At 58.3% G+C, this 16,773-nt stretch carries 13 protein-coding genes; 4 read left to right on the top strand and 9 right to left on the bottom strand.

Features of this window, described 5'->3' with window-relative positions:
• The first annotated feature begins 30 nt into the window (after positions 1-30).
• The 4 genes from JJ917_04435 to mazG all read left to right on the top strand — a co-directional run bounded on the left by JJ917_04435 (position 31) and on the right by mazG (position 4,232).
• Positions 31-1,599 (top strand): methionine--tRNA ligase, encoded by a 1,569-nt coding sequence (locus JJ917_04435; protein MBO6698061.1) that lies wholly within the window; start codon positions 31-33, stop codon positions 1,597-1,599.
• 6 nt (positions 1,600-1,605) lie between these two features.
• Positions 1,606-2,388, top strand: a complete 783-nt coding sequence (locus tag JJ917_04430; protein MBO6698060.1) for a TatD family hydrolase — start codon at positions 1,606-1,608, stop codon at positions 2,386-2,388.
• Positions 2,385-3,197: an MBL fold metallo-hydrolase gene (locus JJ917_04425; protein ID MBO6698059.1), complete on the top strand. Its 813-nt coding sequence runs from the start codon at positions 2,385-2,387 to the stop codon at positions 3,195-3,197. Before JJ917_04430 ends, JJ917_04425 begins: the two co-directional genes overlap by 4 nt.
• 171 nt (positions 3,198-3,368) lie before the next feature.
• Entirely contained in the window at positions 3,369-4,232 is an 864-nt protein-coding gene (gene mazG / locus JJ917_04420) for a nucleoside triphosphate pyrophosphohydrolase (GenBank protein MBO6698058.1), read from the top strand.
• A gap of 13 nt (positions 4,233-4,245) precedes the next feature.
• Here mazG and hflX read toward each other — a convergent pair whose 3' ends face one another.
• The 9 genes from hflX to dusB all read right to left on the bottom strand — a co-directional run bounded on the left by hflX (position 4,246) and on the right by dusB (position 16,647).
• Positions 4,246-5,601 (bottom strand): GTPase HflX, encoded by a 1,356-nt coding sequence (hflX, locus tag JJ917_04415; protein ID MBO6698057.1) that lies wholly within the window; start codon positions 5,599-5,601, stop codon positions 4,246-4,248.
• Positions 5,602-5,669: 68 nt separating this feature from the next.
• Positions 5,670-5,924 (bottom strand): RNA chaperone Hfq, encoded by a 255-nt coding sequence (gene hfq / locus JJ917_04410; GenBank protein MBO6698056.1) that lies wholly within the window; start codon positions 5,922-5,924, stop codon positions 5,670-5,672.
• A gap of 146 nt (positions 5,925-6,070) precedes the next feature.
• Entirely contained in the window at positions 6,071-7,513 is a 1,443-nt protein-coding gene (locus JJ917_04405) for a TrkH family potassium uptake protein (protein MBO6698055.1), read from the bottom strand.
• A gap of 63 nt (positions 7,514-7,576) precedes the next feature.
• Complete coding sequence (gene trkA, locus JJ917_04400; protein MBO6698054.1) at positions 7,577-8,953, bottom strand: Trk system potassium transporter TrkA; 1,377 nt, start codon at positions 8,951-8,953, stop codon at positions 7,577-7,579.
• An 89-nt stretch (positions 8,954-9,042) separates the two neighbouring features.
• Complete coding sequence (locus JJ917_04395; protein ID MBO6698053.1) at positions 9,043-10,410, bottom strand: sigma-54-dependent Fis family transcriptional regulator; 1,368 nt, start codon at positions 10,408-10,410, stop codon at positions 9,043-9,045.
• Positions 10,407-12,695, bottom strand: coding sequence for a PAS domain-containing sensor histidine kinase (locus JJ917_04390; protein MBO6698052.1), 2,289 nt, complete (start codon positions 12,693-12,695; stop codon positions 10,407-10,409). The genes JJ917_04395 and JJ917_04390 overlap by 4 nt, the downstream gene beginning before the upstream one ends.
• A gap of 192 nt (positions 12,696-12,887) precedes the next feature.
• Positions 12,888-14,345 (bottom strand): nitrogen regulation protein NR(I), encoded by a 1,458-nt coding sequence (gene ntrC, locus JJ917_04385; protein MBO6698051.1) that lies wholly within the window; start codon positions 14,343-14,345, stop codon positions 12,888-12,890.
• Between the two features lie 17 nt (positions 14,346-14,362).
• Positions 14,363-15,523, bottom strand: coding sequence for a two-component sensor histidine kinase (locus tag JJ917_04380; GenBank protein MBO6698050.1), 1,161 nt, complete (start codon positions 15,521-15,523; stop codon positions 14,363-14,365).
• Positions 15,520-16,647, bottom strand: a complete 1,128-nt coding sequence (gene dusB, locus JJ917_04375; protein MBO6698049.1) for a tRNA dihydrouridine synthase DusB — start codon at positions 16,645-16,647, stop codon at positions 15,520-15,522. Before dusB ends, JJ917_04380 begins: the two co-directional genes overlap by 4 nt.
• Positions 16,648-16,773: the final 126 nt, after the last annotated feature.

Here is a 16,773-nt window from a genome sequence, read left to right as displayed (position 1 = left end):
AATGCTATCCAGAAAGCCCTCCACCGCCCTATGTCCAATCGTTATTATATCACGACCGCCATTTCTTATCCCAACGGCACCCCGCATATCGGCCACGCTTATGAAGCGCTGGCCACCGATGCGCTGGCCCGCTTCAAACGCTTGGACGGGTACGATGTCCGGTTCCTGACCGGTACCGATGAGCATGGGCTTAAAATGGACAAAACGGCACGCGAGGCAGGCATGACGCCGGCGCAGTTGGCCGACCAGAATGCACCGCGGTTCCAGGCGATGGTCGAGGCGCTTGGCTGTTCCAACGATGATTTCATCCGCACGACCGAACCTCGCCATCATGCGGCTAGCCAAGCGATCTGGCAGCGCATGCAAGATGCTGGCGACATCTACAAAGATAGCTATGCCGGCTGGTACTCGGTGCGCGACGAAGCCTATTACGGCGATGACGAGACGCGCCTCAATGATGATGGCGTGCGCCTTGGACCGCAAGGTACGCCAGTCGAATGGGTCGAAGAGGAAAGCTATTTCTTCCGATTGTCAGCTTTCCAGGATCGCCTGATGAAGCACTACACCGACAATCCTTCCTTCATCGGGCCGGATGAGCGCCGAAACGAGGTGATGAAATTCGTTGAAGGTGGGCTAAAAGACCTCTCCATTTCACGCACCACCTTCGATTGGGGGATCAAGGTCCCCGGCGATGAGGCCCATGTCATGTATGTCTGGGTCGATGCGCTCACCAATTACATTACCGCGCTCGGCTTTCCCGACGAGACGAACCCTCTTTGGCAATATTGGCCAGCGGATTTGCATGTGATTGGCAAGGACATTGTGCGGTTTCACACCGTCTATTGGCCGACTTTTTTGATGTCGGCAGGCATCCCGTTGCCCAAGCGCGTGTTCGGGCACGGATTTCTGTTCAACAAGGGCGAGAAGATGTCGAAGTCCGTGGGCAACGTGATCGATCCTTTCACGATGGTCGATCACTATGGCCGTGACCAGGTGCGCTATTTTTTCCTGCGGGAAGTGCCCTTTGGACGCGACGGCAATTACAGTCACGAGGCTATCGTTGGTCGTATCAATGCCGATTTGGCCAACGATCTTGGGAACTTAGCGCAGCGGTCACTCTCGATGATTGGAAAAAACTGCGACGGCAAAGTTCCGGAAGCCGGTACACTAACCAGCGATGATGAGACCTTGCTGTCGTCTGCGGACGCCCTTCTTGATCAGGCCCGGACGGCCATCGACAAGCAGGAGTTGCACGCGGTTCTGACATCCATTTGGGCCGTGGTTGCCGACGCCAATCGCTATTTCGCAAGCCAAGAGCCTTGGGCGTTGAAAAAAACCGATCCCGAGCGCATGGCGACCGTCCTTTGGGTGACAGCCGAGACGATCCGCAAGATTGCCATTCTTGTGCAACCTGTCATGCCTGAAAGCGCCGGCAAACTGCTCGACGCCCTTAGCGTGCCAAATGGCGCCCGACAGTTCGCGCATCTTGGCGCGGACAACCGTCTGCAAGCAGGTGCAGATTTGCCGAAACCGACGCCAATTTTTCCGCGCTATATCGATGATGATTCTGGGCAAGCAGCAGCAGGGAAGGGGGCCTAACCCCCAATGCTGGTCGATAGCCACTGCCATCTTGATTTCCCCGACTTTGAGCCGGAACGCGACGCCGTCATTGAGCGCGCACGCGAGGCTGGTATCGGCCACATGGTGACGATCTGCACACGGGTAAAAAAGTTCGACCAGATCAAAGCCGTTGCCGAGGCCTATGACATTGTGACCTGTTCCGTCGGCACGCACCCCCACAACGCCGACGAAGAACTCGACATCACAGTCGAAGATTTGGTTGCGTTGGCCGATCACCCCAAGGTCGTGGCCATTGGCGAGGCCGGACTCGATTATCACTACGACAATGCGCCGCGCGACGCTCAGGCAGATGGGCTAAAACGCCACATCAAGGCTGCACGTATCACGGGGCTGCCATTGGTCATCCATGCCCGCTCGGCGGATGAAGACATGGCAACAATCCTTGAGGAAGCACACGCAACGGACGGCGCTTTTCCCATGGTGCTGCATTGTTTCTCGTCCGGCCTTGATCTGGCCAGGCGCGGCGTTGCGCTTGGCGCCTTTGTCTCGTTTTCCGGTATATTGACGTTCAAAACCGCGCAGGAACTGCGCGACATTGCAGCAAGCATCCCCGAAGAGCGGCTGCTGGTCGAAACCGACGCACCTTACCTTGCGCCAGTACCGTATCGCGGGAAACGCAACGAACCGGCCTTTGTGACGCACACAGCCAAAGTGTTGGCCGACGTGCGCGGCATGGATCGTGCTCACCTGGCCGATCTAACGACAAACAATTTTCAACGTCTTTTCAAAAAGGTAGCGCTTGGATGACTTTGACGCTCACCATTCTCGGCTGCGCGTCGTCGGCTGGTGTGCCCAGGGTAGGGGGAACAACCCATGAAGAACGGTGGGGGGCCTGCGATCCAAACAATTCCAAAAACCATCGCCGCCGCTGTTCTGTGCTCCTCACGAAGACAGGTCCTGGCGGCTCCACCTACTGCGTCATCGACACCGGCCCGGATTTTCGCGCGCAGATGCTGGAGGCCGAGGTCCCGCGCCTTGATGGCGTTGTCTACACCCATGAGCATGCCGATCATTTGCACGGAATTGACGACATGCGGCCCTACGCGTTGATACAGCGCGCGCGGATCCCGGTGTTCATGGACGATCGCACATTTGCGCGGGCCAACGCTGCCTTTGGCTATGTGTTCGAAACGCCGCCCGGTTCAACTTATCCGCCTATCCTCCATCGCCATTCCATCGATATCAACAAACCTGTAACTGTCGACGGCGCCGGTGGAACGATCGAGATGATGCCCGTGCCCGTCGACCATGGCGACATCAGTGCGCTTGGTTACCGTATCGGCACCACGCTTTATCTGCCGGATGTCAGTGCCATACCGGCGGCGAGCATGGCGCTTTTCGAGGACCTCGACACGCTGATTATCGATAGCTTGCGCCGACGGCCGCATCCCAGCCACTTGAATTTGGAGCAAGCTTTGGCGCTTGTGGCCGATGTGAAGCCCAAGCGTGCAATTCTCACCAATCTGCACAATGATCTGGATTATGAGACCGTGCACGCTGAAACACCGCACACGGTAGAGCCGGCCTTTGATGGGCTGCAAGTCAGCATTGCCTAGCATCTCTGGCGTTTGCAGCATTATTTATGTTCCATAATATATCTTATCGGACAAATGGTGATATTTCTTGTGGGCTATCCCCTTGGCGGAACTGGCGAGCCGATGCGACGCCAGTTGCTGCGATAGGCTGGGCAGCAGTCGAAGCCCACGGCCAATTGCAAGGAGCTGAGCATGAGCACCAATGGATCGACGGACGGCCCACCTGGCGAACTCTCGACGCTGCTTGCGATCATGGCCAAGCTTCGCGATCCCGAAACCGGCTGCCCATGGGATGTTGAGCAAGACTTTGCGTCTATCGCGCCCTATACGATCGAAGAGGCCTATGAGGTGGCAGACGCCATCCAGCGCGATGACCGCGACGATCTCTGTGACGAATTGGGCGACCTCCTCCTGCAGGTCGTCTTTCATGCCCAGATGGCCAAGGAAGAAGGTTCGTTTGCCTTTGAAGACGTTGTGGCCGCCGTAACGACCAAGATGATCCGGCGTCACCCTCACGTTTTCGGCGATAATGATCGCGATGATCCGAAGGCCGTCAAGGCGCGTTGGGAGGAAATTAAGGAAGAGGAAAAAGCCGCCAAACGCGCCCGACAGGCGGCCAAGGGCGATGCATCAGGCGAGGGGCACAACAATCACCCGACAAGCGCCATAGAGGGCGTGCCGACCACCCTGCCCGCGCTTCAACGAGCCTTCAAACTCCAAGCCAAGGCAGCGCGCGTCGGCTTTGATTGGCCAACCCCGCAAGCGGTGATGGAAAAGCTCGCCGAAGAAACAGCCGAAGTCGCCGACGAGCTTTCCGCCACGCCGCATGATCGCCGCCGCCTTGAGGACGAGATTGGTGACGTCCTGTTCGTTGTGACCAATCTTGCGCGCAAACTCGATATCGATCCAACCGTTGCCTTGGAACGGACAAATCAGAAATTCATCAAACGCTTTCAATGGGTCGAAGACAGCCTGTCGCAAAGCGATACGCCCGTTGGCAAAGCGCCGCTGGAAGCAATGGAATCGGCCTGGCAGGAAGCCAAGACAAAGGCCTGACTGACAGAAAAACCTATTCAGCTGCTGCAGCAACACCAAATCGCGCTCGCGCATGCGCCATCCGTCGCGGTGTCATAGCGACACGGATTTTGGTTGAGCCATCGTCCAAGACCGTCTCATCGAGCACGGTCGCATTGGCAAAAACCCAAGCCCGTCCCTCGCCGTCCTGAACCGGAATATGAAAGGTTTCTTCCTGGCGCGTGGCCGTAATTTCTTCCTCAATCTGTGCCAGGAGCGCATCAAGCCCCTGCCCGCCCACAGCCGATACGGCCAGCACGCGTTCGCCCTGCACATCCGCTTGGCGTCGCGTTACGGCTAAGCTATCGGCATCCATCAAGTCAATCTTGTTCCAGGCCTCGATTATCGCGCGATCACTCTGGCCGTCGCGATCGACCACGCCCAATTGTGTAAGAACATCAAGCACATCAGCGCGCTGTGCCTCCGTTTCCGGATGCGTGATATCGCGGACATGGACGATCAGATCGGCTTCGAGAACCTCTTCCAACGTCGCACGAAACGCCGCAATCAACGAGGTCGGCAGATTGGAGATAAAACCCACCGTGTCGGAGAGAATGACCTCCGTTCCCTTGGGCAACTCTACCTTGCGCAGTGTTGGATCGAGCGTGGCAAACAACAGGTCCTTCGCCATTACCTTTTCATCGACGATCCGATTGAAAAGGGTGGATTTGCCAGCGTTTGTGTAGCCGACCAAGGCGACCGTCGGCGCCGGAACGTCCTGACGGCGCGACCGGTGCAGCGTCCGCGTGCGTCTGACCTCTTCCAACTGGCCCTTCAAACGCGTGATCTTTTCTTGGATCACACGGCGATCGGACTCGATCTGCGTTTCGCCCGGTCCACCAAGAAACCCCTTGCCGCCGCGCTGCCGTTCAAGGTGGGTCCAAGACCGTACCAAACGGCTTTTCTGGTAGCTTAGATGCGCCAGATCAACCTGCAGCGTACCCTCACGGGTTTGTGCGCGGCGGCCAAAGATCTCTAGGATGAGCCCGGTTCGGTCCACCACCTTTGCCTTCAAGGCGCGTTCTAGGTTGCGCTGTTGAATCGGCGTCAGTTCGTGGTCAACGACGACCAACTCAACATCTTGATCGGCGACGCGATGCGCGATCTCTTCAACCTTGCCAACGCCAAGCAACGTGGCGGGTCGGGGCGCCTGAAGAGTCAAAAGTTCAACGAAAACAACATCAAGACTGATCGCGGCCGCGAGACCAACCGCCTCTTCCCGGCGGGCGCCTAGCGAGCGCTGCTCACCAACAGCGCGCCCGCCCGCATCCCCTACCCGCCTTGCGGCACGGCCGGAAATGACTGGTACGATGACAGCAGTACGAGTTTCTTTGGCGCGCGTATCTTCGATCTGGAAGCGCGGCTTGCCAGTAGGTTTGCGATCTTCATCGCCAGTTTCAACGGTCAAGGACGATCCTTTTACCCGTCTGTACGCTCTTCGTCAGACGGATCAAACAGTTGCACCGGTTGCGCCGGCATGATGGTTGAAATCGCATGCTTGTAGACCAGCTGCGAATGGCCATCACGACGCAAGAGAATGCAAAAATTGTCAAACCAGGTCACAATGCCCTGGAGTTTCACCCCATTGACCAAAAAAATGGTCAGCGAGGCTTTCTGCTTGCGCACATGGTTGAGGAAGGCGTCTTGCAGATTCTGGGTTCGCTCGTTTGCCATGGTTACCCCCTGGTCGTTGTTGTTTCTTGGCCGCACATGTCGAACGCACCCTCATGCGCCCTTGCGCCACGCTAGCACGGCTTTTTCGCAAGCCAAAGAGCTTTGGGCGTTGAATTAGCGTTTCCTAAAGACCAGCATTTGGGCAACTAACGCCTAAAAAACAAGACACTAAAGCCCGCCACAAGACCAATGATCTCAAGCCGCCCTGCCACCATCGTCAGGCTCAAGGCACCGCTCGCCAGCGGCTCAAGCTCATAATAGCCCGGCCACTCTTGCCGTGGCGCCCAGCCAAAGGTGTAAACCGGGCCGGCATTCACCAAGGCACTTAAAGACGCAACCAGCGCAGCTTCCGGCGGTAGACCGGACAGGGCCAGAACCACGCCACATCCGGCCCATACGACGAGAAACAGTACGAAGGCTGTCCAAATCGCTCGCATACCGTCGGTATCATAGGCAAACCGGCCGAGATGGTCGGTGTGCACCGCGTGCGGATAAATGATGTGTTCGAGTTCCTTGAGGCTATGCCGCGCCATCACGGCCACACGATAGAGCTTAACACCGCCGGCTGTGGAAAACATGCCGCCGCCAATCAGAATGACGACGAGCACCAGAGACAAGGGCAACACTGAAGCGCCAGCATTGCGCGCCTCAAAACCAGTGGTTGAAACCAGCGATGCAGCGGTAACAAACCCTTCGCGCAAAGCTGTGACCGGTCCCAACACGCTGCCTGATCCCGCCGCGAGCGCAAAAGCAATGGCGTAGGCGACCCCTAGGACGCAGGCCAGCCCGCCCACCGAAACGCTCTCAATCAAAGTGATCGATCGACCGAGGCGCCCGGTCGCTACCAATCTGTGCCACATGATGCTGGATGCGCCGATCAGCATGAACAGCCCGACAACCCACTCTGCCAGCGGCGCACCATAGTCGCTGAGCGTTCCCGGACGCGGCATCATCCCGCCGGTCGAAACCGTCGACAAAGACAGGGCAAACGCATCAAAAGCGCCGATGTTGGCGGCAAGCAGAAGCGCAAAACATGCAAGCGTGACCGCGACATAGGCACCAAAGACGCCGCGCACCCGGTTTTCCAGGATCTGTTGGGAATCTCCGCCAAGGCGCAACAATGGCGTACCCCCAGCCCCTGCCGGTGCCAGAACAACGATGATCGACATCAGCGTTGCCAACCCGCCGAGCCATTGCAGCCAAGCGCGCCAACCGATGATCGACAGCGGCACGGTGTCCAGATTTTCGATCGCCGTCCCGCCGCTTGTGGTTACTGCTGATGTCGCTTCGAACAGCGCCAAATGGATTGGTAGATCCGTCAGAAGCAAAAACGGTGGTGCTGCGATGATGGGCGTCACGACCCAAGCAATGATCAGAACGCGGAAGCTGATGGCGCGTGTCAATGGCGCGCGTCGTCCCGCAAACGTTAGGCGGACAGCCGCCGCAAAGAAGATCAGGATGCCCGCCTGCCCGGCAAACAGGGAGACCGCTGCGGTGTCGCTCTGCCCTAGCCCGATTACAGCGCACATAATCATCGCGAGCGCCATGACTAGACTGACGGCAGCAAGGGCGCGAAAGCCGACTAGCATGGGTGTCGCTGACCCAAACTGTAGAAAGCTTGCTCTGTCTCTTGGGCGCAGGCCACGGGACAGCTAGAAGAACTCGAGCGAAACACGGAAAAGCTGTTCAACGCGTTTCACCTGGCCCGCCAGGGCGAACATAACCACGCGATCGCCAGCCTTCACCATGGTTTCGCCGTCCGGCATAATGACCTTCGACCCGCGCAATATCGCACCGATCCGCAAACCATCGGGCAAATCGAGATCGCGCAAGTGCGCCCCAACCAGAGGTGATGTGTCCAGTGCCTCAGCCTCAATCACCTCTGCCACACCGTCTTGGAGCGAGTGGACCTGACGAATGCGTCCCTTGCGAACGTGCTGCAAAACACGGGAAATCGTCACTTGGCGAGGGTTCACATAGGCATCAATGCCAAGCGACTGGGCAAGCGGCGGGTAGGAGCTGTTATTGATGAGCGCCAAATTCTGTCGCACGCCAAGACGCTTCGCCATCACACAGGAGAGAATGTTGACCTGATCGTCATTGGTCAGCGCAACGATCGTATCGGTCTGGCCGATATCACTTTCGTTCAGAATGTCCTGGCTGAGCGCGCTGCCGTGCAGAATTACCGTTCGTGAAAGATCGTCAGCAATATCGACCGCCCGCTCGCGATCTTGCTCGATGATCTTCACTTTGGTGCGTACCTGGCGCGTCTCCAGCGCTTGGGCGACATAAAGGCCGATATTGCCGCCACCTGCGATGACCACGCGGCTTGCCTCGGCCTCTTCACGTCCGAAAATTCCAAGTGTCCGGCGAACCTGCTCACGGTCGGCAGCAAAGTAGGCAACGTCGCCAGCCAACATGGCATCGTCGGACCGCGGCACGAACATACTGTCATTGCGAAGAACGCCAACCACCGTGGCTTTGAGCTCTGGAAAAAGCCCGGAAAGCTGACGCAAGGGCGTGTCGATCACCGGGCAATCATCGCGCAGATAAACGCCAACAACCGAGATCCGTTCGTCGGCAAAGCGTGCTGAGTCCAATGCGCCAGGAAGGGCTAGACGCCGCAGCACCATTTCCCCGACCTCGATCTCCGGAGAAATGATCACATCAATGGGAAGATTATCGCGCGAGAAGAGCGAGGCGTACTGTTTTTCCAGATAGCTCTGGGCGCGGATACGCGCGACCTTTGTGGGCACATTGAACAGTGAGTGCGCCACTTGGCAAGCAATCATGTTCACCTCGTCGTACAAGGTGACGGCAATAATCATATCGGCTTGTTCGATGCCGGCCTGAACCAGGGCATCGGGATGCGAGCCATGGCCAACGACGCCGCGCACATCCAGCGTGTCGCGGATAGCTTGAACAAGCCGCGCGGACGTATCGATCACCGAGACATCATTGTTTTCGCGCGACAGGCGTTCGGCAATACCAAAGCCAACCTGCCCTGCCCCGCAAATCACTACCCGCATCGGCGACGGCGCCCCTGTTTCTTACATCACCACTGTATACGCGGCTTCTTGAATGATCTCTGGTCGCACATTTCAGGTGTGCGTGCCAATCACCCGTTGAGGCCCAATGATTTCAGCTTGCGGTGGAGCGCCGAGCGCTCCATGCCGATGAACTCAGCGGTTTTGGAGATATTGCCGTTGAACCGGTTGATCTGCGAGGATAGATAGTCGCGCTCGAAAAGTTCACGCGCATCGCGCAAAGGCATGCTCATCAGATGTTCGCTGCCCATGCTCGCCGTTTTTGGAAGCAAGGACGAGACATCGGGCGGTAACAGATCCGCTGTCACGTGCGAGCCGTTGTCGCCGCGCGCCAAAATCATCAGACGTTCCACATTGTTGCGCAACTGGCGCACATTACCGGGCCAATCGTGAGTTTGCAGGATCGTCATGGCATCGTCGGCAATCTGCCGCGTCGGCAAGCCACTGGCTTTGGACAGCTGCTGCATGAAGTACTCTACCAACTCCGGGATGTCCGAACGCCGTTCCGCCAAGGACGGGACGGGCAGCGGCACCACGGCCAATCGGTGGTAAAGATCGGACCGGAACATGTCGTCCTCAATCAGCGGCTCCAGCGGGACTGACGATGAGGAAAGAACGCGCACATCAACTTGAACCCGGGTCGATCCTCCGACGCGCGTGAAGGTCTGATCGACAAGAACCCGCATGATTTTCGACTGGGTATCACGCGGCATTTCGGACACTTCATCAAGATAAAGCGTGCCGCCATGCGCCTCCTCCAGCGCGCCAACCTTGCGCGGTGTGCCCGGTTCAGCTTCGGTCCCAAAGAGTTCCAGCTCCATGGTTTCAGGTGAGATATTCGCCGCATTGAGAACCACGAACGGTCCGTTGGCGCGCCGCGATTTGGTGTGGATGGCACGGGCAACCAGCTCCTTGCCGCAGCCTGACGCACCAAGAACCATCACACGCGAATTGGTCGGTGCCAGCCGATCGATCTGCGCCCGCAGCGTGTTCATCTCTGGTGACGAGCCGACCAGTGTGTATTCAATACCCGACGTCTGGCGAAGCTCGGTGATTTCCCGTTTCAGCGCGGTTGTTTCCAAGGCGCGCATGGCAACATGCAACAGCCGGTCGGACTTGAACGGTTTTTCGATAAAATCGAACGCGCCCGTCTTGATCGCATTTACGGCAGTATCAATCGTTCCGTGACCTGAGATCATCACTACGGGAAGCTCTGGATAGGACGACCGCACAACGTCAAGAAGCTGCATGCCGTCCAGGCGGCTGCCCTGCATCCAGATGTCCAAAAACACAAGGTTTGGCCGCCGTTCTTCGATCGCTTGCAATGCCTCATCAGCGTTTCCAGCGAGCCGCGTCGTGTAGCCCTCATCTTCAAGAATGCCGGCAACGAGTTCGCGGATATCCGCTTCATCGTCGACGATCAGAATATCACCACTCACGCCTCGTGCTCCTTCGCCTGGTCCGTCGCATCCGCGTCGGTGTCAGGATGTTGTATGATCTCAGTGTCGATCTGTTCTGAACCAAGGGGTTTGGTCGTATCTTTGTCGGCGCCCGGCAACGTAATCCGCACCAGGGCACCGCTGGTAGGCGGAGTCGCCTGGTCGCCGTCGAGCAGCCGCAGGGTCCCGCCATGGTCCTCGACAATCCGCCTGACGATGGCGAGGCCAAGCCCCGTGCCCTTCTCGCGGGTCGTCATGTAGGGCTCAAGCAGTTGGTTGCGCCCAGACTTGGGGAAGCCGATGCCATCGTCGGCAACATCGATGACATAGGAACCATCCTCGCGCCGCTTGGCATGAACCTGCACATGGCCTTTGGGCGCCGCATCGCCCGCTTGTTCGCCGCGCGAGGCAATGCCTTCGGCGGCGTTTTTGAAGAGGTTGGTGAACACATGCCCCATCAATCGACTATCCAGGGAAAGCGGCATGCCGCCGGGCTCCAGCTCCGCCGCAAACCGAATGTCAGGATACCCATTGTCCATCAGGAAAACTGTGTCGCGTATCACAGTCGCCAGGTCACCAGGCGCAAATTCAGGTTTCGGCATGCGGGCAAACGAGGAAAATTCATCAACCATTTTGCCGATGTCACCCACCTGGCGGATGATCGTGTCCGTGCACTGCTCAAACACCTCGGTGTCTTCGGTGAGTTTTTTGCCGTAGCGCCGCTTCAAGCGCTCCGCTGAAAGCTGGATCGGAGTCAGCGGATTTTTGATCTCATGGGCGATGCGCCGAGCAATGTCGGCCCATGCGCTGGACCGTTGTGCGGCGACCAAATCGGACACGTCGTCAAACGTCATCACAGCCCCTTGAATGGTACCTTCGTCGTTGGCTTCAACGGTTATGTTGACGGTCAAGATGCGCTGATGTTCACCGCGCTCAATGCGGATTTCGCGAGCGGGACGGCGTCCGAGCTGCTCGTCGATCGTGCCTGAAAACAGAGAAGAGAATTCCGGCACGGCATGGCTGATCGATCGGCCGAGAAGCGCGCTTTCTTCCACATCCAGAAGGCGGCAGGCCGAGCGGTTAACGAGCGTAATCCGCATCGACCGATCGATGCCGATCACGCCGGCCGACACACCGGCCAGCACCGCCTCGGTAAATCGGCGGCGGCCATCGATTTGATCCTTGGCGTCAATAAGTTCGTTGCGCTGGGTGCGCAGATCGTTGGTCATGCGGTTGAAGCTTTGACCGAGCACCGCGAGGTCTCCCTCCTCGCGCCTCACCGGCACCTGAACGTAAAGATTGCCCGATGAGATTTGCTGCGCAGCAACCATTAGGCGACGTACCGGCAAAACCAGCCGATCCGCAAAATTGATGGCAATCCACATGGCGGCCAGAAGCATGATCAGCGCTAACCCGAGAAACATGAACCCAAAGGAAAGCTGCACGCCGAACCGGCGATCCTGCATGGCCTGGAACTCGCTGGCGTTCTGTTCGGTCACCAACAAATATTGGACGACACGCGGATCGACCGCGCGTGAAATGAACAAATAAACGTCGTTGAACTCAGGCAGGCGAATGAGCCCTGCAATCTGGTTGGTCGTGCCCGGCGGGATGAGCACCGGATCATCCCCTGTGACACGCGCGATCATGCCGGGATCGGGTTGCCGATACCCTTCAGCAAAGCGCGTGTCGGCGCGCAAAATCTCAACGCCGTCCGCCCCGACAATCGACATATAGGGGATCGATCGTAACGCGGCGATGTTTGACATGTGTTCCGCGAAGCGCTGCGGGTCGAAATCGTAAAGAGCCTTGGAGCGATCGAGCTCACTGGCGACGGCAGTGAGTTCGACATTCAGCACCTGGCGGTACTCGTCGAGATAGGCGCGGGCCACAACAAGCGAGAAGTCCACCATGGATTGGGTGCGCTCAGAGAACCAGCGGTCAAGGCCACGGTCCAACGTCAGGGTCGCGACGATGGCCACGAGAACGGCGGGCACAGCGGCAATCAGACTGAAAAGAGCCAATATCCGCGTGTGAAGACGCGCCCCTGCCCTTCTTTCCTGACGCGCGCGCAAAATCTTGCGCACTTCCAACCCGATCAGCACCATGAGCGTCAGCACGGCACCGGCGTTCAGCGTGACCAAACGGACCACGACATCGCGTGTCGGAATGATCGCAGTCGAACCCGTCAAAATGGCGAACGTGACGCCTGCCAAAACGACGGACAAGATTACCAAAATTGGCGCGAAAAACCGCAAGCGCGGGCGACGCGTTTCGGTCATCATGCTGGGTTTTTGGCTTACGGCATCGACCAAGCGAGAAACGCTCCAATGGAATTGCGGCAGCCGGTCCGGCATCCGAAAATGGGATCACGCCACTGTGGCGAGCGAGTCACAGCAGTGTTGTATATTTATGACAAAAAAGAGGTCGCTGGCCAGATCAATGGCCAGCCTCCAGGGGTTTGCTAGCGGACAGCGTTAACGCGAACCGCGGATCACCTGAATATCAAGGTCGCGGATTTTCTTGCGCAGCGTGTTGCGATTTAGACCCAACAGTTCCGCCGCCTTGATCTGATTACCGCGTGTGGCCGCCAGCGCCACCGAAAACAACGGGATTTCCAGCTCTTTGAGCATGCGATGATAGAGTCCTGGCGGCGGCAGATCATCGCCAAAGTCTTTGAAATATTTCACCAAATGCCGCTCAATCGAAACCGAAAGCCCTTCATCGGCTTCGGCTTGATCGCCAGTCGGTGCGAGCCCTGTGACCGCAGTGCGCAACTCATCTTCGACGATTGGCGCGGTTATGACGTCCTGCGGGTAGAGGGCCGCAAGGCGACGCACCAGGTTTTCCAACTCACGGATGTTACCCGGCCAGCGATATTGCCGCAGCACGTCCAACGCCGCGCCATCGATTTGTTTCGCCGGCAAACCTTCCTCGGCGGCCTGCGCAAAAAAGTGCCGAACAAGATCAGGCACGTCCTCGGTGCGTTCGCGAAGTGGCGGCAAGCGTAGCGGCACCACATTGAGCCGGAAGAACAAGTCTTCGCGGAACAACCCCTGATTGATCAACTGGCGCAGATCTTTGTTCGTTGCGGCCACGATACGAACATCCGACCGTATCGCCGTGCGTCCGCCAACTGTTGTGTATTCGCCTTGCTGCAAGACGCGCAAAAGACGGGTCTGCGCGTCCATGGGCATGTCGCCGATCTCATCGAGAAAAAGTGTGCCGCCTTCGGCCTGCTCGAAACGGCCGACCACCCGAGTCTGTGCGCCAGTAAACGCACCCTTCTCGTGGCCGAATAGTTCTGTTTCGATCAGATCACGCGGAATGGCCGCCATATTGATAGCGACAAACGGCCCTTTGGCGCGCCGCCCAAACTCGTGCAGTGCCCGCGCCACCAGCTCCTTGCCAGTGCCCGACTCGCCAGAAATCGTGACCGTCAAATCGGTCTGCATCAGCCGGGCGAGGACACGATAAATCTCCTGCATGGCCGCCGAACGCCCGACCAGCGGCATGTTCTCCGCGCCCTCTTCCACCGTCGGAGCACCAATCGCCTTGCGCTTTGGCTCGGCCATGGCGCGTCCGACGATGGCGATCAGCTCTTTCAAGTCAAACGGCTTGGGCAGATAATCATAGGCACCCTTTTCCGAGGCCCGCACGGCGGTCATGAACGTGTTTTGCGCGCTCATCACGATGATCGGCAGGTCCGGCCGTGCCTTTTTCATCCGCGGCAACAGATCAAAGGCGTTCTCATCGGGCATCACCACGTCGGTGATCACCAGATCCCCCTCGCCTTCGCTCACCCAGCGCCATAGCGAGGTGGCATTGGACGTCACGCGAACCGAATACCCTGCTCGAGTCAGCGCCTGGTTGAGGACGGTGCGGATGGCCGCATCATCGTCGGCAATCAAAACCGTCTGGCTTCTTTGAGGCATTGGGGCTTCCTAGTCGATCAGGCGTTTAAGTCTTGGGATAGGTACTGTGCGGCTTCGTCGGTCGGCCGGTAGATCGGCATCATCACCTTGAAGGTCGCGCCGCGTTCGTGGTTCTCGCATTCCACTACGCCGCCATGGTCACGGATAATCTTCGCGACCAGCGCCAGACCCAAGCCGCTGCCATTGGATTTAGTGGTTACAAAGGGATCAAAAAGATTGGGGACCAGGTCGCGCGGGATGCCGCCGCCATTGTCGTGAACCGCAAATTCCAATGGTAAGGTAAGACGTTTGGCGCTTCCCGGCACCGACAGGCGGATGCCCGGCTTGAACCCGGTTGAAAGCACAATTTCGCCATTGGACGCGGAACCGATGGCCTCGCAGGCGTTCTTCACCAGGTTGAGAAAAACCTGCACCATCTGGTCACGATTGGCGAAGATCGCCGGCAGCGACGGATCATAGCGCTCAACGAAATGAATGTGGCTGCCGAACCCGCTTTCCGCCAGCCGCTTCACATGTTCCAGCACCGTATGAATGTTGACCGGTCCGCGCTCCACCGGACGTTCATCGGAAAAGACTTCCATCCGATCGACCAGTTTGACGATCCGATCCGCCTCGTCCGTGATGAGCTGTGTCAAGGCGCGATCATCATCCTCGACACTGCCCTCTAACAATTGGGCGGCACCACGGATGCCTGACAGTGGGTTTTTGATTTCGTGCGCCAACATGGCAGCCAACCCACTGACCGATCGCGCCGAAGACTGCGATGTCAATTGCCGATCCAGTTTGCGCGTGCGCGCTTGCGGGTGGAGTGTCAGCGCAATGGCCGAGACCGGACCGCCTTCGCCGTGCGCGTCGGCCGGCGCATCGACAATCGGCACGGCATAGACATCAACAAGCATGTCATCAGGCTGGCGAGGGCTGGAAAGGTCCACCCCATAGGCAGTCAGCGGAGCACCATCGGCCACGACTTGATCGATAGTGGCGAACACCGGGCTGCCGAAGGGCACAAAATGCTTCAGGCCTTCGCGCTGCATGATCGCGAGCGAGGTGCGAAAAAAGACTTCAGCCGCATTGTTCGCTTCGAGGATGTTGAAACCCTCATTGACCAAAAGCGCCGCATGCGGCAACGCGTTAAGCAGTTGAACCTGCCGACCACTGTCCGGCTCTTGGACCGTCATGCTGCCCGCGCCTTGTACATGTCGCCGGATAGATCGATGTTGGCGCCGGACTCCCGTCCCACGGGGCGCTGCCAAACCGCGTCGGCCCAAACCTCCTGGATGGCACGGCTCACCTGACCGGGATCGTCGCTGCCGAACAGCACATCGCGTTGATCCATCGGGAGCGGACGCTGCAAATCGGTCGTGTCGAGATACCAGCCGAAATGTTTGCGCGCGATGCGCACGCCGAGCGGAACGCCCTTATGGACGGCATGGTGGGACACCAGCGCTGCGTAGTGTTCTGCAATGAGATCAACTGGCGCAGGCAGGTTTGCTAAAAACCGGTCGGGATCAGCGCTCGCCAAATAACCAGGCAGCCAGGGACGCCCATAGGCGCCGCGCCCGGCCATCACAGCATCGCAGCCGCTTTCTTGCAAGATGCGCCGCGCATCAGCGATAGAGACGACATCACCGTTGGCGACCACCGGGACGTGAACGGCCTGTTTGACGGCGGCGATAGCCGGCCAATCCGCCAAACCCTTGTAGAACTGGCAGCGAGTGCGTCCATGCACGGTAATCATCTGAACACCTGCGTCGCAGGCCCGCCGCGCCAACTCCGGCGCATTGATGCTGGTTTCATCCCACCCTAGGCGCATTTTCAGCGTTACGGGTACAGAAGAGGCCGCGACGGTTACTTCGACCAAAGTGAGAGCGTGATCAAGGTCGCGCATCAGCGCCGAGCCGGAATAGCCCGACGTCACTTTTTTGGCCGGGCAGCCCATATTGATGTCGATGATACTGGCGCCCGCCCCTTCGGCGATTTTGGCCGCTTCGCCCATCCAATTGGCCTCGCGACCAGCCAGTTGCACCACGGACGTCTCCAACCCACTGACATCCATCCGCAAGCGGGAATCGGGATTATCGACCACCAGTTCCTGACTTGCGACCATCTCGCTCACCACCAGGCCAGCGCCAAAACGATTGGCCAGGCGCCGAAACGGCAGATCCGTCACGCCGGACATCGGCGCCAAGATGACGCGGTTGCGCGCCGATGCCTCAGCGATAGGCAACGGCACGCCGATTTCCGCTGTCGGAGGCTCACTGGACGGGTCGTTGGCGACAACTTGTGGCGCGAAATTGATCATAATCCATGCATGGCTAATATTTCATCATAATGCAATGCTCTTGATGGCCAAAGCCGCCTGGAAAAGCGCCAGAGTTAACAAGCCAGCCCTTGTGCGAGCCTAGATCGCAGGTCGCCCTTTTCGCTC

The organism is Hyphomicrobiales bacterium (assembly GCA_017642935.1).
Lineage (GTDB): Bacteria > Pseudomonadota > Alphaproteobacteria > Rhizobiales > MH13 > MH13.
Note: the sequence above shows the minus strand (reverse complement) of the source record. Positions and strands in the feature narration are given on the sequence as shown.